Raw genomic sequence first — 26219 nt, forward strand, 5'->3', positions numbered from 1 at the left:
TAGTTTTGAGTTATTAGTTTTGAATTTTGAGTTATAGTCAAACAGAAATGGTTTGCGAAAAATTAGCATGAGCAGGTGTAGGGGCTAATGGCAATTAGCCCTTGAAAGAGAGTGAATTAGGGATGAACCTCTTGCCTTATTTATTCGTATTTTATTCGCATTCTAAATATGATTGACTATAGATTAAATAAAGAATGGTTAACAATAGAGTGATGTTTTTCACTTTTCACTTTTCGTTCTTCACTTAATTTGCTTTTCACTCTTATCTACCTGTTGCCCAATTCGATTTGCCAGCCAGCTTACGTAAAAGAGTTGAAAACTGTGATACAGCATGATAGGGAGCAGATAGAGTACTTTTTGGGTTTCAGGAATTCCTAAGACCATTACAAAGAGGCTCCCATGTACCAGTGACTTCTTAGACCCACAGAAGGTCGCTGTAATAGTATCCTCTCTATTAAAACCTAAAGCCTGTGCAATACGTTTGAGTATAGCATACACTACAAAAAATAACCCTACCGAAGCGAAGGCAATAATCACAAAAGTTATAAGAGAAACAGAAAGGAATATCCGCTTAACAAAAGCATCAGAAAAGCTCTCATATACAATGAGCAAAATAATAAATCGGTCAAACTGCCCTATCCATTTGTTATATTTATCCACCCATTTCTTCAAAAGTGGATTCAAAAGGAGTCCTAATATGATAGGTAATAATACTTTTAATAATAATTGTTGGATAATTTCTCCTTGATTGACCTCTGTGGAGGCATTCCCTAAGAAAAATCCCATAAGCAAAGGTGTGGCTACAATCCCAATAAGCCCCGATATGGAGGCATTAAATATAGCTGAGGTAATATTGCCTTTAGCAATAGAGACCATCACCACTGAGGACGACACAGTGGAAGGTAGACTTGCTAAAAAGAAAATGGAAAGCCATACCAATTGGTACTCTGTTCCCTTGGCAAGGGGATAAAACAAAACTACCAAGAGCGGAAAGAGGACAAAAGTACCCAGTTGTACCAATAAATGTAGTTTCCAGTTTTTTATATCCCGAAAGACTTCTTTAATATTGAGTTTCAGTCCGTAGAGCAAGAAGATGATACAAATTCCCCAGTCAATAAAGCGATTCAAGTTAAAAACTGTATTGTATTCATCTCTATAAGGGACAATTCTCGCCAAGACGATCATACCGACTAAGGCAAAGAGGAAGTTGTTTTGTTTGTTAAAGATTTTTTTCATTTTGAGTATTTTGTTTTTTTAATCGGCTTAATAAGATGAATAATAGGACATAGCCTATACTTATACTACCCCATATAAGCAAAGTTCTCAAAGGACGATAGGGCAAATGCTGTAATATCTCTAAGGAAAGTAACCCATAAGGCAGCAAAAAGAGTCCTTTCTTCCATTGGAATAGTAAAAAGGCGAGCAGTAACCCTATAGGGTTGAAATAATAATACACAAAATAAACAAATGAACTCCATGAGACACCATGTATAGTGGTATAAGAGAAGTATTTTTCATAGAAAGCACTTATTAAGGTCTGTACTCCTATAGGTAAGAGCCAACATCCTACTAAAGCTAAAGTATAGAATAGACATTTTTCCATAAGAATGTTTTCTTTCTCTTTCTATTAAGAGTAAAGCATAGAATTTAAATAAATTTTTATCAAATAGAAAAGCGATACTTTTGTATCGCCTTCGAAGTTCCTTTATTATTCCACTACCCTCACAGGAGTACCATTATCTATATTGATTTGTCCACTGGTGATCACTTCTTCACCTTGAGTGAGTCCACTTAAAATTTCCACCTTATCACCAAAATTACGTCCACTTTTTACAATGACCATTTCAGCCTTAAGTACATTCTCTCCTTTGCTATTTTTTCCAGTTACAATTTTAAATATTTTGTTTTGGCTTACACTTCCCACAAAAGCAGCATGAGGCACTACAAGGGCAGTAGTATTCTCTGTCTGTCCATCAAACTGAGCCGTAGCATACATTCCTGCTTTAAGTTCTCTATTCTTATTGGCAACCAAGATTTCTACAGGGAACTTAAGAGCGCCGTTGGATTTAGGTGCTATAAAAATAATCTTTCCTTCCACTGCTTGGGAAGAAGTGCTGGGTTTTATCTTAATCATTTCTCCTACTTTTAGCCTACCTACTTGATCCTCATCAACAGTAATCTTAAGCTTTAGATTGTCAATATTAACCACATTAAAAAGAGGTTGACCTGCACTGACAAGAGTTCCTTCTTCCACTTCCTTACTACTTACAATTCCACTAATCTTGCTTCTTACAGAAGTATCTCCAGAGACAATGGCAGCTGAGTTATAATTGGCTTGAGCATTTTTGAGTTGTAAGCGAGCTTGCTCCAATTGTTGAGCAGTAACCCCTCCTGTTTGATAAGCACTTTCAAAACGCTTAAGGTCAGCTTTAGCATTCTCAAGAACAGCCTTAGCATTTTCTAACTGTACATTAGTACGGTCAGCTTTGGTAGTGGCAAGTACTTGTCCTGCCTTTACATAATCTCCTTCTTTTACATAGATCTTGATAATCTGTCCACCTACCTCAGAAGAGACATTAAGGTCTTGTTCAGCAACAAAAGTTCCATTGGCAGTAAATAAGTCGGATACATTTTCTCGAGTCACTTTAACAGCTCGTACTGCTACTTGCGCTTCTTTTTGAGCAACAATAGCTACTTCCTGGGCATTTTTTTCTTTGTTAGAATACAATCGGTATGCTATAAGACTCATTATAGCAATTACGATTAATACAGTAAGTATCTTTTTCATTTGTTCTAAATTTTATATTTCAAGTGAAGGTTTTATCTCTGTCATCCACTTTATTCTTTTTTCAAGGCGCAAAGGTAATATAAAAAACTTAATAAACAAAAAAAGTTTCCAACTTTTTATTAAATGAAAAGTGAAAAATAATTTGTATCTTTGCAGTACACATTTCAAATAAAGAAATCACATTTCAGATGAGAGTATTTTTAAGTTTTTTCGCTATCATCATAGCTTTTATAAGTTGCCAAAAGGATAACACTCCTAAAGTAGCACCACCTCCCAAAAACCTCAGTACTCTAATAGGATATTGGCAGAAGGAACATCCCTCTTCCTGCGGAGAAGAGGAAATCCTTCTTTTTACAGAGACGAGAATAGGATTTGTTCACTTAGAGGAAAATACCTGTAAACTTGCCTATCCAAAAATCATAGAGCATACTTATACCTTGACTGAGATAGGAAAAATCTCTATAGAGGGAGAGAATAACTCTTGGGAGTATGCCTTTAAAGAAGAACAGCTCTTATTGAAAAAAACTTCTACAGGTACCCCCCATACCTACAAACGAATTTCAGCCGATGATTATGGAAGGTTCATAAAAGAACATCAAAAACAGCCATAATCACCTTATACTTAATTAAAAGTAATTTTACAACAATAAAAGTAACGCACAGGCTTTCCTCTCTGTTGCGCTGGAATCAGTTTAGGAAAATGATCCATAGAGTGCTGTACCTCTTTCCTGATATAAGAGGAGGATGTGAGGCACTTAATAAGTCTTACACTTCCATCCTTCTCCACACTAAAAAGAATTATTGCCTGTCCATCAAGTTCTTTGTAACACTTCGTTTGAGTTCTCTGTTGAAAATATTGAGAGAAAAAATAATAGAAACAAGCATCTCTTTTACTCGTACTCACCTCCTTACATTGTACAAACATAGGTTTTCGTTCCCCTGAGGGGAAGCAACATACTACTACATCATCAACCTCCTCTTCCTCAATACTCATCTGAGGAATTGTGTCCTTCACTTGTGCTTTCCCTAAATAAGAGAATAACACCAATAAGGAGGTCAATAAGGATATCTTTTTCATATTATAAGTTTGCTTTTAAAGGTAATATAACTCATTTAGTCGCTTTTTAATGCTTCTTCAAAACTAAGTATCTCGTATTCTTCATTTAAGTGATATTTCTCTTTAGTCTTCTCGTACCAAGCGTCGTGTTCTTCCTGAAAACCATTGGTATCAGAGGGTGTTCCGTCTTGCCAATACCTATTTTCCTTGGTTATCTCCATTGCGTTATGATAAGTAAGTTCGTGCGTAATACAAAATAAATCCTCAAGATCTTTAGGCGGGGTTGCAAATAGGGCTTTCAGGCGACCTTGAGCTAATTTTTCAGCAGCTCCTTCCCAGCTAAGCCCTGCATAATGTACCATATAGTGCTTAAGCCATTCACAATAGGAATAGTGGTTGTAAATCCAATAATATTGGCTTTCTATGTCTTCATATACAATTCCATCGCGCAAGCCATTTTCGTGAGGCTCGGTTCCTATCTGTGCTAATCGTTTTTGTAAGACATTCATTTATTTACTTTTTCTAAAAGTAATACCATAAAATTTATTATCCCAAAACAATTCTGTTTTCTTTTCAGCTACAGAAAGAGGAATACATTGTTCTATGGTGTTCAAATCGACTGTTTTGCCTTCAAAATAAGATTTGGAGAAGACACTTTTCTTGTATTGGGTCTCCACAAAGTCGGCTGTTTCATCAGCAATAAGCAATTTGCTTCCCACTTTAGCCACTCTAAGCATTTCACTCATTGCACGAATTTTGTCGTTAAAAAAGTTAATGCCCCCAATGTGAAAAACAATATCAAAGATATTATCAGCAAAAGGAAGATCTTCAGCGGGGCATTGTACAAGCGTTAAATTAGTTTTCTTTTGCATTTTTTTCTTGCACTTTTTGAGCATTCCCATCGAAATATCAACTCCTACAAGGTCTATCGTTTTCAAATCAATCCTTTGTGGCAAATAACGTAAGTCAGCTCCTGTACCTATGGAAACATAAAGTACCGAAATATTGTTTTTCCATTCCAAACGGCTCATCAACTCGGTACGTAGATGATCAATAGCGTGTCCATACTTGAGTCTTCCTATCCATTTCTCTCCAAAATCATAGAAAAAAGACATCCAATCGTACATTTTCATATACCTTTGGTTATCTCCACTAATGAAATAGTCATTCATACAGCATAAAATACCATTTTCTTGTTTCAAATCTTCTACTTTTATATCAGATTTTAGCTTTTGAGATATATCTGTCATCATATTTATTTATTCAAATGAGTTTTTCTTAATTAAGTTATATTTCAATTTCCATAGGGCTTTTTCCCTTTTTATATCTTTTCGTTCTACCCACCTATTTTTGTTACTTTTTCTATTATTCTTGATAAAAAATCCAAGAAATCCGAAAAATATCTCCTCACTTTTTACCAAAAACAAACAATATTCAGTATATTTCTTATCTATTCTGTCAGTTTTCTACTTCATATTGCATTTCCTGTACTTAATATTGTATTGTTTGAACCTGATATTGTGTTGCCTGTACTTAATATTGTATTGTTTGGAATTAATATTGTATTGTTTGTAGTTAATATTGCATTGTTCGGACTTAATATTGTATTGTTTGGAGTTAATATTGCTTTCTACGGACTTAATATTGTATTCTACAGACTTAATATTGCTTTCTACGGACTCAATTTTGTATTCTACAAACTTAATTTTTTACCTTTATTATCTTTTCTTAATTAATATATCTCCCTGATTCAAAAAAAGTTTTTCACCCTCTATTTGTAACTCTTGCCAATATTTCCTCTCTTCAATTTCTGTATCATCTACAATACGAAAATTAGCAAAATCGGTAGAAGGAGCAGGCAAAACAATGAGCTTTTCTATATTTTTTCGTTCCAAATGATAGGTGTCTGAAAGGTTTTTAAGGAATAATAGCTGTTCTAACTCCTTTTTATAATCTACAAGTTCTTGTTTCTCTTTCTCTGAGAGAAAATGTTCTTTAATCTGCTGAACTGTTTTTTGAAGTTCATTTTCTATAAGTTGTTGAGCAGTTGTCTTCATTATAATCCGTATTTTTTCCAGCCTCCGTCACGCCATTGGCACTCGTCAATCTTCCAAATACCGTTTTTTCGGATAATTAGGAAGCGATACTGAAAGTTTAACTCGTCTTGGGTGTAAATATATATCTTATTCTTGGTAAGGGTTTCACTATCTATAATTTGATGATTGCCATAGGTCCCACCTTTTGTCATAGAAAAGCTAATCCACTCAGGACGATAGCCTATGCGGCGTTTGTCGGTGCAATATTTTTTAAAAATCGTTTTACATTTTTCTTCTATCAAAAGGTCATCCTCTTCTGTTTCATCATTTTTTGTAGCGAATTCTTCCCACTGGGTCATCGCCGAGAAAAAGTTTAAGAGCAATTGTTTAACTACTTGCAAATCATCAGCATTGGTAGCAGTAGATTTCTTCTTTCCTGCCGTGCGCTGGGCTTGTTCAAAGGTTTTAATTTGTTCCTCGGTGAAAAACTTATCGAGATAGAACTTTATTCTGCTATAATGCGCCACAGCCATTAGCCCCTCGAAAGTGATGTGGGTACGGCGCAATGAAATAGACTTCAGGCGAGGCACTTGCAAGACGATTTTCAAGGTTTCATCGGTTACGGGGCAACCGTCCAACGAAATGTGAGCAACAGGTTTCTCGACAAAGTATTTGAAGCCTTCGCCTGTGAGTTGCTTATTGTCTTCTAAGAAAAGGAGTTTTAGTTTGGGCAAAGTAGCCAAGTATTTGAGGACTTCATCGGTAATATCGGTATTGATAAAACCCATATTTACTAAGGATTTTACTTGCACTATCTGCTCTACCATCGCATCGGTGAGGGCAACGTTTTTATAATGATGTCCTTTGCAGAAGCGCTCTTCGGTTACTTCTTTTAAAGCGGCTTCTAAGGTAATAGCGTGTTTGTAAGCTGCCATATCTTTGAATTTTGAGTTCAGCTATTGTCTGGTTATACTTTTTTTATCATTCGTTTGTAAAATCAGGATCATCATCTTCTTGTTTCTCTGTACGAGATAGTTTAAAATATGGTGTTATTTGCTCCCTTATTCTGTCCATCATTTCTGCCATTTACATTAAAACGAAAAATCTTTAGATTTAGTGCATCTGCCTCCTCTGTTTTTCCTGCTTTTCTTAGGTTTTCTACAAGCCCATCTTTTGTTTCTCCCACATTATTCATCACGTCATTAAGGGTTTTTCCTGTAGCATAAACACCATCATTATCTATATAAGCTACATACAAGTTGTTATTCTTTTTTCTGATTAAATATCAATCATAGCAATTTGGTTACATTATCGTAAATACATTTTTCAATTATAAATACAATATATTCCAACGAGACATTAGTTACTGGTCATTTGCTCCACTTTCGGGTTAGTGGGATATCATTTCCCAAAAGACACCTACAATAACTCTTGAGTATCACAACCAACATATCAATTGGAGTGGCAGACGCTTTTTTGAGAGTATAGTCCAACATTTGAATACATTCTGTTAGATTTTTAGTTTTTTTATATTTCATTTCTAATTATTATGTACTCCATCACATAAGCGGAACACCAATAATTGTTTCACAACCAAAAAAGAACTCTTCTCTTGAAGTGTTTGGGCATATTGTCTTAAACGATGAGCACCTTCGTCCCAAAGTTCATTGTTCAGCAAACACTCTACCATACAGTCTTCCCAAACACGTGCTACATAACATTTGAGCGATTGAATACGAAAGTCTGTAGTAAAGTTTTTAGGGAATATATCCATTAGTAGATGGTAAAAATCTGTCTCCTTAGGAGGTGTTTGCCATTTTCCTAAAAGATACAGACTACCAAGAGAGGTATGCCAATGGTAATCTCCGATATTGATATCGCACCCCTTATCAAAATAACAGTTTAAACTATTGATAATAGTTTGAAAAGTAGTGGAAAGGTAGTTTATTGCAAGAAAACGTACTTTTTCCTCGTCTGTCTCTCCGAATCCTGCTATGTTATCCTTGATTCCTTGAGGAAAATAGCCTTCTTCCAAGTAAGTTCCTATATGTAGTTCTATAAGGTTTTCATCCATTTCAGGAGTAGGGATTACCTTTATCTCAATACGCATTTTATCCCCCATCCAGATAGTACGGGTAGGAATATCAGGATTTGCTTTAAATCCTTGTTTTATAATTCTTTGAGAGAGCTCCTCAAGGATCTTCTCTTCTATGTGAGTGGTAAGGCGCATATTTGTTATTAAATATTTAGTTCATATTTCTTAGCATAACCTTCTAAGGTTGGCTTAGCCAAAGGATTTACTTTTTGTAAAAGTTGGTTATATACTGCTTGGGCTTTCTCCTTCTGTTTATACTCGCCATAGAAAATGAGAAGGTCAAAAGAAATACCCAACAGTTTTGAATCTTTTTCTAATGTTGAAAATATTTTTTGCACTGAATTGAGTTGGTCAAAGAAAGGTAGAATATAGTTTTGTACATCTTCCTGTACTTCTTTGATGAGTTTTTGTTCATCAGTAGTATCATTTACCTCGTACCACAAATCCTTTCTACCTCGTAAATCGTTAATAGTTTTACGAATAATACAAATGGGTTCTGTGGGGTAGTCAGGCACTTTTCCCGTATGGCTAACTGACCAAAATCTGGGTTTGAAGATTCCTATATTGATTCGAAACCTAATATGATCTCTATTACCATAACTGCTTTTTTGAATATTGATGATATGCCCTACCTCAGAGAGTTGGCGATAATAGTTCAAGGCTTTCTTTTTAAAAGAAAGGGGCTTTAACAAAGGAGTAAATCCCTCTTTTACAATCGTATCAAATTTAGTTTGTGTATCTGTTTTCATCTACTGGGTATTTTATTGATTTTTTGCTTTTATTTGATCATCATTGATTTGTCTTCTGTTGTTCAAATCAGTATAGAAATAGGAATCGTGAGGAGAAAAATAGCCTTCAGCTTATATATTAGCTTCTTTTATGGCATCTTTCTACCTTTGTTGAAACTATTTAGAGAAAATGATATTCTTTTCCTTTCCATATTTTTATAAATAGTTATCTATCTCGTCTTCTTTCAAGCCATCATCGTACAAATTATCTTCCAAATGGATATCTTTAGCAATAAAATCATACGAGGGAAAGTATTTCCCTATTTTCTGTGAAAGGATATCAATATGTTCACCTTTTGCATTTATTGTTCAAGCAGAAATTATAAGCTATTTGTAATCGTATTCTAATAGATAATATGTTCTTTTATTTTGTAGGAGTCCTATAATGTCTTTTTCTACAAGTTGATTGTACATTTCCAAGTCAGAAGCAAATAATTTCAATAATTTTATTATTCTTTTCATCGTTTATGTTTATTTATGATGCAGAATTACTCACTTCTGTACAAAAATAGATTCATATTCCATTATTTTGTGTTCATATCCTATTTTTTAGAGTTAATATTGTCTTAGCTGAAAATATTTTTCTATCCTCTTAGCAAAGGTCTGATAAAATCAAAATATTTTTCATCTTCTTCTTGGAAAATATCTTCTCCCTCCATCATATAGGCGCATAGGAGGTATTCTTTTGCTTTCTCCTTATCACCGAGTTCATATTGAGCTTGCCCTAAACGGATATTTACAAAGGGATTTTCGTAGCCATCGGCGCAATTTATTGCGTTATACATCTGCTTACTGCACCCCGCATAATCGCCCATCATAAAACACATATCTCCGATGCTCGCATAGAGCCAAAGAGATGCTTCCCAAACGGTTTTGGGTTCGGGGACTAAGGCAAGTGCTTCTTCAAACTTCGCTTTTGCAGCGGCAAAACAGTCATTGTCGGCAAGATCGTTGCCTTCTTCAGATAAAACGGTGATGCTATCGTAGAGTGCATCATCTAATTCTTTTGGCGCATTCATCTCTTTAATAATTTAATTTTTAATATTTAATTTACAGAGAAAAATAGGATGAAATTTTTCACTTTTTAGTCTGCTGTCGAGACAACAATTCCTATATAAGGGTTTGCTGAGCTACTGCCAAATGTTTGTGATAAGGGTTGTTATTTTGCTCAGTATCCAGTTGAAAAAGGTGAAAATCTATTACACCGCCTTCACGTTCATAGATTTTGTATTTCTCTATAAATTAGGAAATCTCAATAATTGCCATTTGCTTATGATTAATTGCTATCAGCAAAAGGTGCTAACAGTTGTGTTAATGCTTCTTTTATGACTGTGCTATCAACATTGGTAACTTGCTTTTCTATAAGCTCAAAAATGGTAAAAGTCGTTTAAAATACTGTATATAGCTATAGTGTGTGGTGTATTGGGTTACATTTTATAGGGGTTCCTTCTAATGAGTGGGTATCTCTATCATTTTTTACATTGCTCAGAAAGTACCTTAGCAAGCTGGGGAAATATTTCCTTGAGCTGCTCCTGTGTCCAATCTCGGTTTCTGATTTCTGAATTAATAGCTAGAGATTGGTCTATTTCATCTTGCATTTCTTTGTTCCACACTCCAAGATAAATCTTTTCAAAAGCACGAATTTTTGTCTTAGTACGCTCCATATAGATTTTCTGCGCTAATCTTCTTACTTCTTCATAGTTACATTTATCCTTTTTAGGGTTCAGTATAGCCAAAAAATCTGGATCAGCAAGCGTTTTCTCATAGACCTCTCGTCCATGAGTAATAAGGTAGCCTGCAAAACCATAAGTATCAGTACAATAACCTCCATTAATCAGTACCAACGCTGACCACATTAAGTGTCCAGGTTGTTTAATCACTGTAATCTCATACCATTCATAAATAAATTGAAACAAGAGTAAATCTTCGCCCTATAAAGTCTCTAGTTTGGTTTGTAATATTAAGGAAATTTATCATTGTTTCCAACAGATTTTCTCGCCTGTTCAATGATTTTCCAAAAAATTTCTACTATCATTATTTTCAAATATTAAGTACTAAAATAGTGAAAGACAAACTTAGGAAAATGGTTATTTAGGTAATATTCTCCCTTGATAACAGCAAAATATTCTTTTCCCTCATACAAAGAGGCTTCAATTCCCACCACTTCGTCAGTGTTGTTCATCACAAAAATTTCCAAATTACTCTTTCCTCCCTCTCCCTTATCCATTTCCTCAATTGGAAAAAGGGTCAAATTACTTTTATCTTCTATAAAGTCTAACATTTCATATATTTCCTCCAAAAAACCATCTGAGATATCATATCTTCCAGCTAAAGTTTGTGTATCTTTAGCTTTATAAGATTCTAAGAAATTAGAAAGTGTATTGTAAATATCCGTCCTAAGCTTTTTATCCATATTATTTTAGCATAAAAATCTATCATCCAAGTCCAAAAATAGTTAAGTATCTATATCAAAAGCTTAATTTAAAGCTTTACCAACTTTACCTAAGTTAATCTGTGCCTCAACTTTAGCAATAGCTCCTAAGCATATTGCTATTAGAGTCTCTTTTTCTTTAATTTCTTTTAAATAATATTGTGCAAATATAATCATTTTAGTTAGAATAACAAGTTCTTTAATAGAAAAGAGACTAACCTTTCGGATAGCCTCTTTTATCTAAATATCATGAAAATTTTATACCTCATGTTCGCCTTTGATGTCTCTGTGCTCATAATCAGCAATCATCAGTTTTTCGTAATCAGTTTTAGTACCTTTACCGAAACGTCTGCCAATATTGTCAAAAATAAGATATACCAAAGGCACTACAATAAGTGTTAAGAACAATGAGGAAATAAGTCCACCTATAATTACAATCGCCAAACCATTGTTCACTTCGGCACCTGCTCCATTGGCAATAGCAAGCGGAATCATACCTGCTACCATTGCGATAGTCGTCATCAAGATAGGGCGTAAACGCGCGTGGTTTGCTTGTATTAATGCGGTTACTGTATCTTCCCCTTCTTGCTTGCGGTGGTTGGCAAAGTCTACTAACATAATTGCATTCTTAGCAACCAACCCGATAAGCATAATGATACCTAAAAGAGTAAAGATATTGAGTGACATATTAGCTAATGCCAAAGCTACTAAAGCTCCAATGAACGAAAGCGGTATAGAGAACAATACCACAAAAGGTCGTGAAAAACTGTCATATAACACTACCATTACCATATAAACTAAGAGAATAGCTGCAAAGAGCGATATGAACAAGGTACCAAATCCTTCGTCTTGCATCTCTTGGTCACCTGTAAACACGAAGTGTACGTTAGCAGGTTTTTCTAATTGATCTATTTTAGTTTTCCATTCTGAAACTATAGTACCTGTAGGACGACCTACCGATTGGGCTTTTACAGTTACCGAAGGAGATTTGTCATAACGTTCCAGCTGTGTAGGTCCTGAAGCGTAGGCTATAGTTGCAAATTGTGATAGTTTTACCTGTTGTCCCACTGAACTAATAAACATCATATTTTCTATATCGTCTATAGACTGACGGCTACCTTCTTCAAACACTATATTAATATTGTATTCTGAATCTCCTGTACGGAACTTACTGTTGTCATTACCATTAAAAGCGGTTCGCATCGTTCCCCCTACAGTAGCAATATTAAGTCCTAACATTGCCATCTTATCGCGGTCTATCTGTACATTTATTTCGGGATTACCAGATTCTGAGGAGAGCTTAATTTCAGTAGCACCTTCAACAGTTTTAAGAAGCTCAGCTGTTTTTTCAGCGTACTGTTGGGCTACTTCCACATTGTCAGAAGTAACTACCAAAGCAATTGGCGATTGCTCAGCTCCCATCAATCCTACAGGCACCGTCTTTACTTTAGCATCTACCAAATACTGACTCAGTTCACGTTTCAGCTTTGCCGCAATCACTTTAGTTGATTCACTACGCTCTTTCTTATCGATAATAGTAAGCTGTATTTCCGATTTGTAAGGGGTCGCTTGTGAAGCTCCCATACCACTGGTAGACTGTCCTACAGTAGTAATCATACTCTCTACCAAAGGTTTATTGGTACCCTCTACTTTTAAGCTACGAAGGTAGTTCTCAGCCTTTTGGGTGATAAAGTTAGTCTGCTCTAAGGAAGCATCTTTATTCAATTCAAACTGCACTAAAAACTTTCCTCTATCCATATTAGGCATAAATTCAGATCCGATAAATCCAGTAGGAATCAATGAACAAGAACCTGCAAAAAGAAAAAATACCAAAATGATAGTTTTCCATTTATTGGCAAATACCCATACCAATAAGTCAGAGAAGAACTGTGTAAAGCGTTTGAGATATCCTTCAAAGCCTATGGTCATCTTTCCTAAAAATGAATTGGGATTTGCGTGCTCTAATTTTCCAAACCTAGAGTACAACCAAGGGACAACTGTAAAAGACATCAATAATGAAAGCATTGTAGCAATAGCTACAGTCAAACAGAATTCACGCAATACTTTTACTACAATAGCATTCCCTATTGAAATAGGGACGAATACTACCACAATTACTAAGGTAATTGCCATTACAGTAAGCACAATTTCCTTAGAGCCATCAAAAGCAGCACGCACTTTGTTCTTACCCATCTCCATATGACGGTGAATGTTTTCCAACACTACAATAGCATCGTCCACCAAGATACCTACCACCATCGAAAGGGCAACAAGGCTCATCATATTCAGCGTAAAGCCAAAGAAATACATACCTATAAAAGTAGCAATGAGTGAAGTAGGTATAGATACCATTACAATAATAGCATTACGCAAGCTGTGGAGGAAGAAGAACATTACTACCGCTACTAATACAATTGCCAATATCAAATCGGACATTACAGAATTGGCTGCTTCCAAGGTGAACTCACTGGTATCCTCAGCTAATAGCATCTTTACACCTTCATTCTTATACGTTTGTTCTATTTGTACCATTTTTTCACGCACCATTTCACTCACCGATACAGCATTAGCATCGGTTTGTTTCAATACTTGTAGCAAGAGAGTATTTTCTTGATCTATCCGTGCTATTTTTGTGGCTTCTTCTTCGGTATCTTGCACATCAGCAACATCAGACAAATGAATTTCTATACCATTCTGTGAAGCCAACGTAAGGTTACGCAACTGTTCTACATCTTGTATTTTTCCCAACAGACGTATAGAGGTACTATTCTCGCGAGTTTTTATTTTTCCTGCAGGAATTTCCATGTTGGAGGCTGCAATGAGTTGTTGTACCTGTGCAATAGAAAGTCCGTAACCTTCTAACTTCTTAGCATCAATGCTTACGCGTATTTCGCGCTTGCGACCACCTATTATATTTACTTGTGCTACTCCTGGAACACGTGATAACTCTGGCTGTATTTTTTTATCTACCAAGTCGTACAGTTCTTGTGCCGATAACTTAGAAGTTACCCCTATAGACACAATAGGCAAATCGGAAAGAGAGAATTTACTCAATGATGGCTCTTTAGCATCATCGGGTAAATCAGCTCTTATTGCATTAATTTTGCGCTGTGCCTCATTAAGGGTGTTATCTACATTCGCATCGTTAGTAAGTTGTACTACTACCACCGAAAGACTTTCGTACGAGTATGAATATATCTTTTTGATATTCTCCAAAGCCGAAACGGCATCCTCAATTTTCTTTGTCACGGTGCTCTCAATCTCCGAAGGAGAGGCTCCCGCATACACAGTAGAGATAGTAACTACATTTACCTCAAACTTAGGAATGAGTTCGTAGTTCAATAACTTATATGAATAGAAACCACCAAGTAGTAACAACAAGAGCATCACAATAAGTACACTGGGACGCTTAATAGAAAGTTTAATTATATCCATTTGTTATATCTTCTAAATCGGGGACAAAGGTAAAACAAAAAACTTAATAAACAAAAAAAGTTTCCACATTTTAAAAACTTTTATTAGTAACTCATGATCTCCATTGAATCATGATCTCCGATAAATAACAAATAAATGAGCCATCTAATATATAAATTATTGATATAAAACAGCATATAAAGAATAACCCATATCTTTTCTAAATACTAAACAAAGTTAAGTATATTACAAAATAAAAATATATAGGGTTTTATTTTGATTTATCAATAGACATTCGTAACTTTACTCCCTATTAGCAAACAGATGAATCTAAAATAAATAAGATATGAAAAAAGAAGAATTTCAAACTCCAATGGAGGACTCTCTTTATCCCTCCGAATGTACTACCATTATCGTAGGCAAAAAGATGACTCAAGATGGTTCCATGATTATAGCTCGTTCTGATGACTGGAATGCCGTAAATGCTAAAAAATTCAAAGTACATGCTCCTCAGAAAAAAGGACCTGAGGAATTTGTTTCTTTCAACAATCCTTTTCGTTGCAAACTTCCTGAAGAAGCATTAGGATATATGGGAATGCCTCCCTATCAATATCCTGATCAATGGGAAAGTGCAGGATTTAACACTGCAGGAGTAGGATTAAGTGCTACCGAAAGTATCTTTAGTAGTGACAAAGCCCTTGAAGTTGACCCCTTAGTCCCTTCAGGTCTAGGAGAAATTTCTATCACTAGTATTGTACTTCCTTATATTCATTCAGCTAAGGAAGGTGTGTTACTATTAGGTAAGCTTATAAAAGAGCACGGTGTTGCTGAGGGTTTTGGTGTAAGTTTCGTGGATAACAAAGAAATATGGTACTTAGAAACTGCCTGTGGACACCGTTGGCTCGCTTGTCGTATCCCTGATGATGTATATTTTATATCTGCCAATCAAAGTCGTTTCCGAGATTATGATCCTAAAGATAAGGAAAATTTCCTTGCCAGTGAGGATTTGATAGACTTCGCTATACAACATAAATTACACAATCCTAAAGAAAAATTTGACTTTCACAAAGCCTATATTCGTGATGTAAAACTTGATATCACTTATAACTATCCTCGTGTATGGGCGTTGCAAGCATTCTTCAGCCCTAAACTTAAGAATGATGTAACTAAGAATACATTCCCTGTATATGCAAAAGGAGAAAAACCAATTTCTCTCTCCGATGTACGTCGTGCTTATTACCACCACTATCAAGGTACTGAACATGACCCTTATTTTCATGAAAACCCTAAAGAAGTATACCGCCCTGTGGCTATCTTCCGTGCTACCAATACACACATCTTACAAGTAAGACCAGAATTACCTGAAGCTATTGGAGAGATTAACTATGTGGCCTTAGGTATGGCTGCACTAGGAATCTTCATCCCTTTGTATCAAGGGGTAACTTCCTATCCAGAAGCTTATAGTAAGGGGGATAATCATTGTAGTTCTGATTCCGCATATTGGATTCTGAGAAAAGTACAGACTTTAGGTATGGTTAATTACAAAAAATATGCTCCTGTTATCCGAGATGTATATGACCGATTTGAAAAAGAAATGGAACAACGCCAACGAGAAATGGAAGCTAATTACTTAGCTATATACAAAGCACAACCTATCGCTGCTCAAGAATTATTGCAAAAATTCTCTGATAAATTATTAGAGGATATCTTGCAAGTAAGCCGAGATTTATTAGATGATTTATTCACTCGCCTTACCCTTGACGTACAAGCAGAATACCGATTCGCTGGTGCTTAAAAATATATAAAAAGAGAAAAAAGAGGCTGTCTGGAATTTCAGATAGCCTCTTTCTTGTTGCCGTATAAGTGCTATCACGATAGATAAAACGGTGGAAAGCCTGAAGAGATCAAAAGTTTTAGTATTCCAAATACAGATACAAAGCTTGAAACTCCCTATATTTAGATAAAGATGTTATATCATCCTCCTAAAATTCGCTAATAATTTATTATTTTTTGCCTTTCAAGGTGATTAAAATTCTTATTTTTTACAAAAAGCCCTCTTCACAACGTAGTAAAGAAGGCTTTAATATTTGAATTCTAAAATCTTTGAATAATCTCATTAGTTTTTATAAAGATAGAACCAGTTCTCACTATTGGCAACACTGGTCAATTTATAACGAATCCCTTCATCCTCCACTGTATAAGGTCCACTATTAGCGATTCTTCTATAGAGGATAGTTACCAATTGAGAAAAGAACTGTATTTGATTTCTATATTCACCAGTTCTAAGAGATTCATTATCAGAAGGATCTTTAAGAATAATCCGAACTTGGTCAGGATGGTCACCCACCCCTACAAAGTCTGCTTCATAATAAGTCCAAGAACCTCCTTCATAAGCTGAAGAATAGGAAACAAACTTAGTAAATCCTACTACTGATTGATCATCATTACCCTTGATTGTTGAAACAAGAAGTTCTGTATTTCTAGCCAAATCATACCAAGAATATCCCCACTGTATCCATGCGTTTGTTGTATTGAAGCTTGTCAAAAATACATTAGAAACATAGCCTTGGTTAAACCAAATTGACTTAGCAGTTCCATTAATTTCAATAGGACAAGAAACAAAGGTTATAGAAATAGCATTATCTGGTGTAATAAGACCCGTTTTTGCTTCATTAATATAGAGTTCCTCAATTTTAGTTCCATTTACATTCACAGGTTCGTAGAACTTAATTCCCTTATCTGTTACTATAAAGGCTTGTTGTATATTCTGGTCATCATAGCTAAATACTAACTGGCGATAGCTAGGAAAAAGAAGGAGAGAGATTGTTTTCCCATTAACTTGAATAGAATTAAGTCCTTTTCCTTTGAGGGTATTCGCATTCTCACGTACTTTATTAAGATATTCCATACGATCTCCTGTGAATTTGGTAAGGGTAAAGGTCGTATTAGATGTCCTTCCCAATAGGGTAAAGACCTCTTTTTCTTCCTTTGTAATCCCAAACTCAATATCTCCACCTCGTGCATTAGGGAATTGCCCTGAGGTACGGCGAAAATGGTGTATCACATCATTATAAGTATCAAAGCTAAGAGTAGGTCCTTCTGTAATCTGATAGGTGAAATAGGTAGTATATTCACTATTATCCTTCATCATTTCCGAAGAAGCACTCACTTTACCATCTTTTAACTTAAGGAAAATATTATATCCACCTATACTGTGATGTGCTCTTGGAAGTTTTCCAAGGCTTCTATATACTTCTGGATAATAAGTAAGTAACCAATAACTGCCATCCTCTAAGGTTTTCTTATAATGCTCTAAAGTCTCTGTAGTACGCTCTGCAGGTTTTTTATCAAAGGCATCATCCTCCTTATAGCTACAAGAGACTATAAGAGAAACTATTAAAAATAATGTTATATATCTTTTCATAAAATCTTAATTATTAGGTAAAACTGAAAAATCCTTTCTCTGAACAGGATTCCCTTCAAAATCTTTACCCACTACATAAGGGTAACGGCTACGTATCTCCGCACGAAGTTCATCCAAGTTAATATTCCATTCTTCCAAAAGATACTTTTTCATGATAGCCATCTTTTGTTCTATTTTTTGCTTTCCAGTATAAGTTTCAGTCTCACGTATTTTAGTATCAGCAGCCTTTAATCGCTCTTCCCATACATAAGAGGATTCATATTGAACACTTTGGTCATTATAGAGGTTGCCATAGTTCCAAAATTTATTCTTCCATTCAGTATAAAGCTCATAATCAAAACCATCAGGTATGGAGTGATACTGAGTATTTGTTTGGTTTTTGCCCCAACGAGTCTCATCGGAAGTTGCACAACCGCAATCCAAAGTAGCATTATAATATACTATATAACGAGCTAACATTTCCACAAAATCCTCATCACTATTAAAGCTAGAGTAGGCAGTCATAAAGCCCGCAGGTAAGAAGTTACTTGTATTAAGGTTCCATGCATTCACCCAGCTATCCCTTTTATAATCTGTAGCGGATATCCTCTCATAATCTGTAGGATATAGCTTAGCTTGGTGCCAAGTATGGGCATTTTCATGATAGAGAGTAACTAAGATATTATCATTAAGCCAATAGATATTATTAGGCTGAGTATGATTAATTTCCAACAAATGAATTTTGATTCCTGCAGAAGCAAATCCCACAAGCTTAGCTCCTGTTGGGTTGAAAGCAGGTTCTCCTATCAAAATAATGGTATTGAAAGAGTGTTCCTTTAGGAATTGCTTAGAGGTTATCTTAATGTAAGGCTCCACAAATAAATAATTGAATACATTTACAAACTCTACCGCTTTTTCATATCGAGTAGGTGCAAAGGTATAAGCACGATAGATTTCTCTCTCCAAAAAGCGATAAATAATATCAATACTATAGGGTTTGGTAAAATTCTGTTCTATGTACTTATCCAAATCATTCTGAGGGTTGAGGCTTCGTTCATCCCCTCCCTCATCAGGGATAATACCACTCTCCCCTGAGAGCTTATCATCATTAGAGCAACCTAATAGAAAGGTTCCTGCCAAAAGTATGTATAATATTTTTTTCATAAGTTAAGGTATTTGTTATCTTGGATTAGGAGTCATTCCTGCTTTTATCACCATTGCTGGCAATTGAAGTGTCCTTCTTAAATCATCTTGAGGAAGGATTTCTTTGACTGTAAATAAATTACGGTTACTATTATCTGTTTCATAACGCACCACTTCTATATTATAACGGCGCACATCTTGCCAACGCAATCCTTCTCCCAAAGTAAGGATTCTACGACATTGAAGCACATACTGTAGAAGAGGCTCCTGTACACCATCACTGGCTATGGTGAAGGAAGGGTTCAAGCGTTTTCTTTGAGTGGCTCCATCATTGGTACTTGTAGAATAAGCAAGATTACCATCACTATAGAAATCTATGATTTGTTGTTTGGTTACCACATTACGATTGGTATAACCATTAATAGTTTTCACAAAGATAAATTTGGAAGTCCACAGATTCAAATCATTCACGGCACTATCATATTGTCCCAAATGTATTTTAGCTTCAGCACGTACCAAAAGTGTTTCATCAGTAGTGAAGGGAATCATGATACTTCTGGAATAATCTCCTGAGAAAATAGGCCACTTGTCAAAGAAGATAGTATCATTTTCATTACTTGAGTTCTTAATAGGCATAAACCAGAAATATCCCCCCCCGAAATTATTGGCTCCAGCTTTTCCTTGAGGATCCCAAAGGTTTTTAGCATAAAGTGTTTCTTCATTGGAAATACGACTATTGTGAGTATAGCGTCTGGAATAATCCTCAGAATAATAGTTAGTAATCTGAGAATATACGGGGAGTACTAATAGGTTTGCTGTAATATCATCACGTGTGTAATATAGAGCTCTACTTCCTTGCTTAGCACTTCCTGCTTTGGTTACATCTCTAAAATCTTCCCAATTTCTTAGCAGATTCTTGGTGGTAGCATCATTAATGGTAAGTACCTCATTAGCCGCGTCCAAAGCCTTTTGCCATTGTTGATAATAAAGATAAAAACGAGCCGCAAAGGCATAAGCTGCCTTTCTATTAAAATGATACTTAGGCATATCATAATAACTATCTCTGATTAAGGGAAGTCCTGCAGTAAGATCTTTATCTATTTGCTGATATACTTGTGCTACAGAAACTCGATTATACTTCTTATTAAGTTCTGTTTCAGGAGCAAGCATATAAGGGATCCCCATATCTGAAGAACTTGTATTAGGATTAAATGGTTTACCGAAGAGGTTCACCAATTCAAAATGCCCATAAGCACGAGCTACCAGAGCCTCTCCTTTAGCTGGTTGGAGTTCTGTAGTATTTCCCAATTTCTCAATTGCCTCCAAAGCAGTATTGGCATGATTAATAGCATCATAATGGTATTGCCATACATACTTAAGCCCTTCATAGTTAGAATATTCATTTACAGTCTTCCAATTTGCCAACTCCTCACTTAAGTAGTTAGAGTAAGTTATGATACTTCCTCCATCTCCTATATTATCTGAGGAGAATTCATTCAGGATACTGGCACTCACTTGTGGATAAGCATTTACAAGAAGTTTCTTTACTTTTTCAGGAGAATCTATCCGTACTTGATTATCTGGCAATTCATCTAACTGTTTGTTACAACCTGTAAACATCAAAGTTGCAACGGCAAATATAGTATATAATTTTTTCATACGTTCATCTTTTAAAGTCCAATTCGTAAGGTAAAAATAAGTCTTTTAGGAGAGATCGGAGTATAGCCATTGACTAAGTAATCAGGGTCATCTCCGTTAAGTTTCTTATCTGCATAAAGAAGAGCTAAGTTAGTGGCTTGCAACTTCACACTCAATTGACGAATGCGACTCTCACGAAGAAAATCCTTATCAAAAGTATATCCTACGGAAATTTCCTTCAACCGAATGTTATCTCCCTTAGCAATACGTACATCAGAATAGTCATAAGTAAGATAAGCTTGGTTCATATTTTTCCAACCTCCATATATTTTTTCATACATGTAAGTGGTGTAAAGCCTTGGAATATTCGTCTTATTTTCATCTCCAGCATATTGCCAACGGTTATTTAGTTCACGTGGTGCATTGGAATAGTCATTATAAACACTACTCAACCTTCTAAGGCGTACTACATTTCCATAAGAATAGGTGAAGACCACTCCAAAGGAGATTCCCTTATAATTAATTGTATTGCTAAAGCTACCTTTATCTGTAGGAATGAGTGTTCCTGAATATTTTAAGAAGTCTACATTTTGGCTATCAAAACGTATACCACTTATAGTAGTATTACCATTTTGGTCACGGAAGGTAGGAACTCCCTCTTTATTAAGTCCATTAAAAGGAATAGAAAAAAGAGATTTCAAAGGATATCCTTCCTTAGCAAAACCTCCTGCAGATGTAGCATCAGAGGAGTTATATCCTACCATATCAGATATATTAGGACTAGTAAGCAATTTTGTTACTTCATTCTTAGCTCTTGAGTAGACAAAAGAAGTCCTCCAAGAGAAATCATCAGTTTTAATATTAGTAGTTTCCAATCCTATTTCCAAACCATGAATACGCATTTCTGCCATATTTCCTTTCTTTACTATAGTACCTCCCACTCCTTGAGTAATAATATCTCCAATAAGGTCATAGCTTCTACGGTTAAACCATTCCACAGAGAGATTAATACGATCGTTGAATAAACCAAATGCTGTACCAAGGTTAAGTTCTTGATTCTTTTCGTAAGTAAGATCGTGATTAGCTACATAAGAGATATTAAGTCCTATCTCTTGCTTGCTAGAATTCTTCCAAGGAAGGTTAGGATATATTTGAGAAAGTGAGTTGCTTACCGATGGAGCCACCGCTGTAATACCAAAGGATCCATAAAGGCTTAAGTGAGAAAATGGCTTTAAGTACTTAAAGAAACTCTCTTGAGACACATCCCAAGTGAGACCTGTATTCCAAGTAGGCATCCAACGGATATAGCGAGATTCTCCAAACTGATTGGAAGCATCATAACGTAAAGTACCATTAAAAGTATAACGATTATTATAAGTATAGGTTGCATTCCCAAAGAAAGCTTGATAGTTTCCCACAGTATTATTGATTTTATAATACTTGGTAGCATCCTCTTCTTGGAATTTCTTGAAAAGCATATAATTATAAGAGCTATAGTAACCTAAATTGTAAAGAACTCCATAATTCCTATTGACATCATTGGTATACTTGGCATTATCCATATCAAATCCTCCATAAAGTCCCAAGGTATGTAACCCATTCTTGAAAGAGTCATTATAGTTTATTGTTGCACGGAAACTATTAGCATTGGTAGTATTCTCTGTTTTCCTACGAATTCCTCCTTCTGTAAGTACAGGAATAGGAAGTGCAAATGGATCATTAGGATCTTTGTAGAGATAACCATTCTGATTTCTTATAATAGAGTTGGGCATATAACGATATGAAATAGCCTCATTAGAGTACTCTGTCTTTTCCTGATTATAAATAGCTGATTGATAACGAATAGCTCCCATTACAGTAGCCACTACCTTAGGAGTGATTTTCCAAGAAAGTTGCGCTTGAAGTCGTAAAGTAGCTATATCTGTATCCATATAGGCATTATTTATCTCATTAAAGATATTATAAGGACTATATCGGTTAGTATAATATGCCTTAGGATCTAAAGTACGTGATCGATTAAGAGCAAACTTATAAAGAGAGCCTGTAGTAGAAATATAAGGGGAAGTTTCATCACGATAGGAAAGGTCAGTAATGACATTCAAACGAAACTGAGAAGAAAGATTGTAATTAGCATTTAGGTTTCCTGAATATTGAGAAAGTTTACTTCCTTTTGTCCATCCTGGATCTGTAAGCAAGCTCAAAGAAGCATAGTAAGTAGATTTTTCACTACCAGAGGAGAAGGACAAAGTATGGTTCTGCATGATGCTGGTTTGGAAAAGTTCCTTGAACCAGTTGGTGTTTCTTCTTTCTGCTTCTTGCATATAGGCTAACCGTCCTTCAGCAGTATTGGGGACTACAGAATTCCCATTGGCATCCAAAGTATTGTGTAATTCATACATTTTCCCTATAACCCCTTTAGAAGAAAGAATAGACATATAGTCCGCCTTAAAATGTCCACCCTTAAGCAACTCCTGATAAACAGACATTTGATCTTTGGAATTCATGATATTATACTCCCCATAAGTAGGAATAAGGCGGAAGGTTGATTCGTTTGTATAAGTAATACTACTACTACCAGAGGTTCCTTTTTTAGTAGTTACCACCACTACTCCAGCAATCGCGCGAGGACCATAAACAGCAGTAGCAGAAGCATCCTTAAGCACCTTGAAACTCTCAATACTCTCAGCCGTAAGTCCTGGAATAGCAGAAGCAATAAGCATTTTTGCATCATCAGAAACCAAATCTTCAGGCTTAAGGTCAATATCATCTTGCAATATCACTCCATTGAGCACCCATAAAGGTTTTGCCTCTTTAGCAATAGAAGTCTGTCCTCGTGTATTGGTATTCATAGGAGTTCCTCCTTCCTTTTTCCCAGGTGCAGCTGCCACTTCATTCACTCCTTCCATTTTGATATCCACTATCAGGGAAGTTGGAGTAATTTCCTGAGGTTTCATTCCCTGCAGAGCAAATATCAAAGTTTGCCCTTTAGTAATCTCAATAGAATAACGACCTTCAAAATCCGTATAGGTACTCTTCTCCGTACCTTTTACACTCACCTGTACTCCTGGCTGTGGTAACGATTTAGTATTGGTCACCACCCCAGAAATTTTCATCTCTTCTTGTGCAAAAGAAGTTTGCCATACCCCCACAAGGAGTATAAGCATTAGCAAAGTTCTGATCTTTAATGTATTCATTTTTTGTATTCTTAGCTTTTCCTAATATTATAGAAAATTTCTACTTCCTTATTAAAACAATTTTCTATAATTTCCCATAAAGAGACGTGCAAAGTTACAAAAAATTTTTAAAACATACTAATATTTTACCATTCAAAAATCAAAAAATAATATAAAATAGATTAATTATGAAGACATTTCTTAAAATTAATCTTGTAACTCGTTATAGAATAAGAGGTTATACAAAATATAAAATCATAGAAAAATTTTTCAACTTTAACTAATTTGAAGTGATTCTATATAAAAAAGTCACCCAATTAATGGATGACTTTTCTGTGGGTCCTACTGGATTCGAACCAGTGACCCTCTGCTTGTAAGGCAGATGCTCTGAACCAGCTGAGCTAAGAACCCTACATTAATAACAAATAAAAATTTTTGACTTGAACAAAAGTGGTGGGTCCTACTGGATTCGAACCAGTGACCCTCTGCTTGTAAGGCAGATGCTCTGAACCAGCTGAGCTAAGAACCCTTTTGTAATCGGGTGCAAAGATACTACCTTTTTCCAAACTGACAAATATTTTTTACTGTTTTTTTAGATAAAATACTCATTCTATTTATTCTCAATTATTTACAAATTAACTCTTTTATATCAGTAATTAATCATTAATTTGTATCTTTGCACTTATTATAAATGAATCAAGAATGTCCGATGTTTCTTTAAGAATAACTGACCGCAATGGAGTTCTTTTTGAGGTAGAAGCCCCTACAGATATGAATATGTCCTTGATGGAAATTATCCGCGCTTATGCTATCGCTGAGGATGGCGAGATAGGGGTGTGTGGAGGTATGGCAATGTGTGGCTCTTGCCAATGTTATATTCTGAATAATACCCCCTTACCTCCTATAGGTGCTGAAGAAGAAGCGATGCTTTTTGAGACCTCTTATACTAAAGAAAATAGTCGGTTAGGATGCCAAATACCTATTACTGAAGATCTTAATGGTTTGGAGGTAGAATTGGCTCCTTATCCTTGAGAAGCACCATCTCCTCAAAGGGAATGATTGTTGTAAAACCTTTTTCAGAAAAATACGTGCTAACATAATTACACTCCCCTATCGCTAAGATAAAATCACCTCCCCAAGCCCCTAAACTCTTTAATTCTCCTGTAAAATCCTTAAATAGTCGTTCTTTTATTGTTGGTATTTGCAAATATGAGGATAGAAGTGTTTCATGTTCTTTTATAAGAGAAGAAAAATCTGTAAGATTATTTGCACGATAAATACATTCTGTTAAGAATGTGATCCGTTCTATAAGAGCCTTTTTGTTCTTTTTAATACTATGATAAAGAGAAATTCCCTCTCTACTATTTTGTTTCTTATTTAGATAAATAAAAAAAAGAGAAGAGACAAATGAAGGTTTATAATATATAGGATACACCTTTGCTTGTTCCTCTTGCAATTGATATAGAAGAGGAGAGGTAGCCTTCGCACAAGCAATATCATACCCACTTCCTCCGAAACTTTTCCATAACAACAGATAAGGGTTTACTTCTGCCCATTGTGCTATCATAGCTATAAGCGTAGAAGAAGAACCCAATCCCCATTGACGCGGGAATTCCAATAGGGTTTCTACCTGTACATTTTCTTCTTTAAGGAAGTTAGGATGCAATCTTTGAGCTTCTCTAATAATTTTTTCTAAGGTTTGTGCTATAGGATTCCGACTTGAAGAAAAGAGCTTTTCCTCAAACCAAATCTCTCTCTCCTGAGTAAGACTACGGAAATAGATTCCTTCCTTCTCTGAAGGGAATACTCTCATTTGTTGTCCCTTCTGGGTAGGTAGTGCTAAAGCCAAAGCCCCATCCAACACAGCATATTCTCCTGTGAGGAGTAATTTTCCATGTGTATAAAAGTCTCTCTCCTCCACCATAAATATCTTCAGGTATTCATTTCAAGAAAAAATCCCCTTAATGGTCATTCTTTCACCAAGGGGACTTCCTAATAACCATTTCTTAATCATTTACACTTATAACCTTCTCTATTTCAGGAGCATATTTTTTTATCATCATTTCTACCCCACTTCTTAAGGTCATCTGGTTTACGCTACAATTAAGACAACTCCCCAGCAAATGTACTTTTACTATTTTATTATCTTCAATTCCAACAAGAGAGATATCTCCCCCATCATTCTGCAAATAAGGACGGATTTCTGCCAAAGCTGTTTCTACTCTTTTTAAAAGGTCTGGATTATTCATTATA

At 35.5% G+C, this 26219-nt stretch carries 25 protein-coding genes and 2 tRNA genes; 3 read left to right on the forward strand and 24 right to left on the reverse strand.

The features are described from left to right. Positions 1 to 240 precede the first annotated feature (240 nt). The 3 genes from VJJ03_RS08390 to VJJ03_RS08400 form a co-directional block, all read right to left on the reverse strand. Positions 241 to 1236 carry a bile acid:sodium symporter family protein gene (locus VJJ03_RS08390; RefSeq protein ID WP_323974980.1) on the reverse strand — a complete coding sequence of 332 codons (996 nt, stop codon included), beginning with the start codon at positions 1234 to 1236 and terminating at the stop codon, positions 241 to 243. Further along, positions 1220 to 1603, reverse strand: a complete 384-nt coding sequence (locus tag VJJ03_RS08395) for a hypothetical protein (RefSeq protein ID WP_009401387.1) — start codon at positions 1601 to 1603, stop codon at positions 1220 to 1222. Before VJJ03_RS08395 ends, VJJ03_RS08390 begins: the two co-directional genes overlap by 17 nt. 105 nt (positions 1604 to 1708) lie before the next feature. Beyond that, entirely contained in the window at positions 1709 to 2788 is a 1080-nt protein-coding gene (locus VJJ03_RS08400) for an efflux RND transporter periplasmic adaptor subunit (protein WP_323974982.1), read from the reverse strand. Positions 2789 to 2976: 188 nt separating this feature from the next. Here VJJ03_RS08400 and VJJ03_RS08405 point away from each other — a divergent pair, with 188 nt between their 5' ends. Further along, complete coding sequence (locus tag VJJ03_RS08405; protein WP_009401391.1) at positions 2977 to 3399, forward strand: hypothetical protein; 423 nt, start codon at positions 2977 to 2979, stop codon at positions 3397 to 3399. Positions 3400 to 3410: 11 nt separating this feature from the next. On the opposite strand, the gene VJJ03_RS08410 is transcribed toward VJJ03_RS08405, so the two are convergent. The 13 genes from VJJ03_RS08410 to VJJ03_RS08470 all read right to left on the reverse strand — a co-directional run bounded on the left by VJJ03_RS08410 (position 3411) and on the right by VJJ03_RS08470 (position 14630). Beyond that, complete coding sequence (locus tag VJJ03_RS08410) at positions 3411 to 3866, reverse strand: hypothetical protein (protein WP_323974984.1); 456 nt, start codon at positions 3864 to 3866, stop codon at positions 3411 to 3413. A 35-nt stretch (positions 3867 to 3901) separates the two neighbouring features. Next, complete coding sequence (locus VJJ03_RS08415; protein WP_323974986.1) at positions 3902 to 4354, reverse strand: hypothetical protein; 453 nt, start codon at positions 4352 to 4354, stop codon at positions 3902 to 3904. Beyond that, positions 4355 to 5098, reverse strand: coding sequence for a class I SAM-dependent methyltransferase (locus VJJ03_RS08420; RefSeq protein ID WP_323974988.1), 744 nt, complete (start codon positions 5096 to 5098; stop codon positions 4355 to 4357). It lies immediately after the preceding gene. Positions 5099 to 5563: 465 nt separating this feature from the next. After that, positions 5564 to 5902 (reverse strand): hypothetical protein, encoded by a 339-nt coding sequence (locus tag VJJ03_RS08425; protein ID WP_009401403.1) that lies wholly within the window; start codon positions 5900 to 5902, stop codon positions 5564 to 5566. Then, entirely contained in the window at positions 5902 to 6816 is a 915-nt protein-coding gene (locus tag VJJ03_RS08430) for an NTF2 fold immunity protein (RefSeq protein ID WP_323974990.1), read from the reverse strand. The genes VJJ03_RS08425 and VJJ03_RS08430 overlap by 1 nt, the downstream gene beginning before the upstream one ends. A 101-nt stretch (positions 6817 to 6917) precedes the next feature. After that, positions 6918 to 7139 carry a hypothetical protein gene (locus tag VJJ03_RS08435; RefSeq protein WP_323974992.1) on the reverse strand — a complete coding sequence of 74 codons (222 nt, stop codon included), beginning with the start codon at positions 7137 to 7139 and terminating at the stop codon, positions 6918 to 6920. A gap of 282 nt (positions 7140 to 7421) precedes the next feature. Next, positions 7422 to 8111, reverse strand: a complete 690-nt coding sequence (locus tag VJJ03_RS08440; protein ID WP_323974994.1) for a DUF6348 family protein — start codon at positions 8109 to 8111, stop codon at positions 7422 to 7424. 8 nt (positions 8112 to 8119) lie between these two features. Further along, on the reverse strand, positions 8120 to 8725 hold the full coding sequence (locus VJJ03_RS08445) for a DUF4304 domain-containing protein (protein ID WP_323974996.1): 606 nt from the start codon (positions 8723 to 8725) through the stop codon (positions 8120 to 8122). A gap of 623 nt (positions 8726 to 9348) precedes the next feature. Continuing rightward, a complete protein-coding gene (locus tag VJJ03_RS08450) occupies positions 9349 to 9783 on the reverse strand; it encodes a hypothetical protein (RefSeq protein WP_009401422.1) in 435 nt (144 codons plus the stop codon). 450 nt (positions 9784 to 10233) lie between these two features. Further along, entirely contained in the window at positions 10234 to 10680 is a 447-nt protein-coding gene (locus VJJ03_RS08455; RefSeq protein WP_323974998.1) for a DUF4240 domain-containing protein, read from the reverse strand. A 131-nt stretch (positions 10681 to 10811) separates the two neighbouring features. Next, positions 10812 to 11177 carry a hypothetical protein gene (locus VJJ03_RS08460; protein ID WP_009401425.1) on the reverse strand — a complete coding sequence of 122 codons (366 nt, stop codon included), beginning with the start codon at positions 11175 to 11177 and terminating at the stop codon, positions 10812 to 10814. A 63-nt stretch (positions 11178 to 11240) separates the two neighbouring features. Beyond that, complete coding sequence (locus VJJ03_RS08465; RefSeq protein WP_323975000.1) at positions 11241 to 11372, reverse strand: hypothetical protein; 132 nt, start codon at positions 11370 to 11372, stop codon at positions 11241 to 11243. An 81-nt stretch (positions 11373 to 11453) separates the two neighbouring features. Beyond that, complete coding sequence (locus VJJ03_RS08470; RefSeq protein WP_323975002.1) at positions 11454 to 14630, reverse strand: efflux RND transporter permease subunit; 3177 nt, start codon at positions 14628 to 14630, stop codon at positions 11454 to 11456. A 325-nt stretch (positions 14631 to 14955) separates the two neighbouring features. Here VJJ03_RS08470 and VJJ03_RS08475 point away from each other — a divergent pair, with 325 nt between their 5' ends. After that, entirely contained in the window at positions 14956 to 16404 is a 1449-nt protein-coding gene (locus VJJ03_RS08475) for a C69 family dipeptidase (RefSeq protein WP_323975004.1), read from the forward strand. Between the two features lie 321 nt (positions 16405 to 16725). Here VJJ03_RS08475 and VJJ03_RS08480 read toward each other — a convergent pair whose 3' ends face one another. From VJJ03_RS08480 to VJJ03_RS08505, 6 genes are all read right to left on the reverse strand, one after another. Further along, a complete protein-coding gene (locus VJJ03_RS08480) occupies positions 16726 to 18033 on the reverse strand; it encodes a DUF4302 domain-containing protein (protein WP_323975006.1) in 1308 nt (435 codons plus the stop codon). Between the two features lie 6 nt (positions 18034 to 18039). After that, positions 18040 to 19176, reverse strand: coding sequence for a substrate import-associated zinc metallohydrolase lipoprotein (locus VJJ03_RS08485; RefSeq protein WP_323975007.1), 1137 nt, complete (start codon positions 19174 to 19176; stop codon positions 18040 to 18042). A 15-nt stretch (positions 19177 to 19191) separates the two neighbouring features. Continuing rightward, a complete protein-coding gene (locus VJJ03_RS08490) occupies positions 19192 to 20814 on the reverse strand; it encodes a RagB/SusD family nutrient uptake outer membrane protein (RefSeq protein ID WP_323975010.1) in 1623 nt (540 codons plus the stop codon). 11 nt (positions 20815 to 20825) lie between these two features. Beyond that, on the reverse strand, positions 20826 to 23987 hold the full coding sequence (locus VJJ03_RS08495) for a SusC/RagA family TonB-linked outer membrane protein (protein ID WP_009401440.1): 3162 nt from the start codon (positions 23985 to 23987) through the stop codon (positions 20826 to 20828). A 315-nt stretch (positions 23988 to 24302) separates the two neighbouring features. Next, positions 24303 to 24377: transfer RNA gene (locus VJJ03_RS08500), tRNA-Val, on the reverse strand. A gap of 40 nt (positions 24378 to 24417) precedes the next feature. Then, positions 24418 to 24495: transfer RNA gene (locus tag VJJ03_RS08505), tRNA-Val, on the reverse strand. Between the two features lie 173 nt (positions 24496 to 24668). Here VJJ03_RS08505 and VJJ03_RS08510 point away from each other — a divergent pair. Then, positions 24669 to 24998 (forward strand): 2Fe-2S iron-sulfur cluster-binding protein, encoded by a 330-nt coding sequence (locus tag VJJ03_RS08510; protein ID WP_009401442.1) that lies wholly within the window; start codon positions 24669 to 24671, stop codon positions 24996 to 24998. On the opposite strand, the gene VJJ03_RS08515 is transcribed toward VJJ03_RS08510, so the two are convergent. Together VJJ03_RS08515 and VJJ03_RS08520 are read right to left on the reverse strand one after the other, a co-directional pair. Further along, a complete protein-coding gene (locus VJJ03_RS08515; RefSeq protein WP_323975013.1) occupies positions 24961 to 25890 on the reverse strand; it encodes a GYDIA family GHMP kinase in 930 nt (309 codons plus the stop codon). The two genes, VJJ03_RS08510 and VJJ03_RS08515, sit on opposite strands and share 38 nt — an antisense overlap. A gap of 82 nt (positions 25891 to 25972) precedes the next feature. Beyond that, complete coding sequence (locus VJJ03_RS08520) at positions 25973 to 26215, reverse strand: NifU family protein (protein WP_009401444.1); 243 nt, start codon at positions 26213 to 26215, stop codon at positions 25973 to 25975. Between the last annotated feature and the right edge of the window lie 4 nt (positions 26216 to 26219).

The organism is Capnocytophaga sp. G2 (genome assembly GCF_035282625.1).
In the GTDB taxonomy this organism is placed as follows: Bacteria; Bacteroidota; Bacteroidia; order Flavobacteriales; family Flavobacteriaceae; genus Capnocytophaga.

What these genes read in the sequence shown, in the direction of transcription:
- VJJ03_RS08390 (WP_323974980.1), bottom strand. Translation starts at nt 1,236, where the DNA reads ATGAAAAAAATCTTTAACAAACAAAACAACTTCCTCTTTGCCTTAGTC.
- VJJ03_RS08395 (WP_009401387.1), bottom strand. Translation starts at nt 1,603, where the DNA reads ATGGAAAAATGTCTATTCTATACTTTAGCTTTAGTAGGATGTTGGCTC.
- VJJ03_RS08400 (WP_323974982.1), bottom strand. Translation starts at nt 2,788, where the DNA reads ATGAAAAAGATACTTACTGTATTAATCGTAATTGCTATAATGAGTCTT.
- VJJ03_RS08405 (WP_009401391.1), top strand. Translation starts at nt 2,977, where the DNA reads ATGAGAGTATTTTTAAGTTTTTTCGCTATCATCATAGCTTTTATAAGT.
- VJJ03_RS08410 (WP_323974984.1), bottom strand. Translation starts at nt 3,866, where the DNA reads ATGAAAAAGATATCCTTATTGACCTCCTTATTGGTGTTATTCTCTTAT.
- VJJ03_RS08415 (WP_323974986.1), bottom strand. Translation starts at nt 4,354, where the DNA reads ATGAATGTCTTACAAAAACGATTAGCACAGATAGGAACCGAGCCTCAC.
- VJJ03_RS08420 (WP_323974988.1), bottom strand. Translation starts at nt 5,098, where the DNA reads ATGATGACAGATATATCTCAAAAGCTAAAATCTGATATAAAAGTAGAA.
- VJJ03_RS08425 (WP_009401403.1), bottom strand. Translation starts at nt 5,902, where the DNA reads ATGAAGACAACTGCTCAACAACTTATAGAAAATGAACTTCAAAAAACA.
- VJJ03_RS08430 (WP_323974990.1), bottom strand. Translation starts at nt 6,816, where the DNA reads ATGGCAGCTTACAAACACGCTATTACCTTAGAAGCCGCTTTAAAAGAA.
- VJJ03_RS08440 (WP_323974994.1), bottom strand. Translation starts at nt 8,111, where the DNA reads ATGCGCCTTACCACTCACATAGAAGAGAAGATCCTTGAGGAGCTCTCT.
- VJJ03_RS08445 (WP_323974996.1), bottom strand. Translation starts at nt 8,725, where the DNA reads ATGAAAACAGATACACAAACTAAATTTGATACGATTGTAAAAGAGGGA.
- VJJ03_RS08450 (WP_009401422.1), bottom strand. Translation starts at nt 9,783, where the DNA reads ATGAATGCGCCAAAAGAATTAGATGATGCACTCTACGATAGCATCACC.
- VJJ03_RS08460 (WP_009401425.1), bottom strand. Translation starts at nt 11,177, where the DNA reads ATGGATAAAAAGCTTAGGACGGATATTTACAATACACTTTCTAATTTC.
- VJJ03_RS08465 (WP_323975000.1), bottom strand. Translation starts at nt 11,372, where the DNA reads ATGATTATATTTGCACAATATTATTTAAAAGAAATTAAAGAAAAAGAG.
- VJJ03_RS08470 (WP_323975002.1), bottom strand. Translation starts at nt 14,630, where the DNA reads ATGGATATAATTAAACTTTCTATTAAGCGTCCCAGTGTACTTATTGTG.
- VJJ03_RS08475 (WP_323975004.1), top strand. Translation starts at nt 14,956, where the DNA reads ATGAAAAAAGAAGAATTTCAAACTCCAATGGAGGACTCTCTTTATCCC.
- VJJ03_RS08480 (WP_323975006.1), bottom strand. Translation starts at nt 18,033, where the DNA reads ATGAAAAGATATATAACATTATTTTTAATAGTTTCTCTTATAGTCTCT.
- VJJ03_RS08485 (WP_323975007.1), bottom strand. Translation starts at nt 19,176, where the DNA reads ATGAAAAAAATATTATACATACTTTTGGCAGGAACCTTTCTATTAGGT.
- VJJ03_RS08490 (WP_323975010.1), bottom strand. Translation starts at nt 20,814, where the DNA reads ATGAAAAAATTATATACTATATTTGCCGTTGCAACTTTGATGTTTACA.
- VJJ03_RS08495 (WP_009401440.1), bottom strand. Translation starts at nt 23,987, where the DNA reads ATGAATACATTAAAGATCAGAACTTTGCTAATGCTTATACTCCTTGTG.
- VJJ03_RS08510 (WP_009401442.1), top strand. Translation starts at nt 24,669, where the DNA reads ATGTCCGATGTTTCTTTAAGAATAACTGACCGCAATGGAGTTCTTTTT.
- VJJ03_RS08515 (WP_323975013.1), bottom strand. Translation starts at nt 25,890, where the DNA reads ATGGTGGAGGAGAGAGACTTTTATACACATGGAAAATTACTCCTCACA.
- VJJ03_RS08520 (WP_009401444.1), bottom strand. Translation starts at nt 26,215, where the DNA reads ATGAATAATCCAGACCTTTTAAAAAGAGTAGAAACAGCTTTGGCAGAA.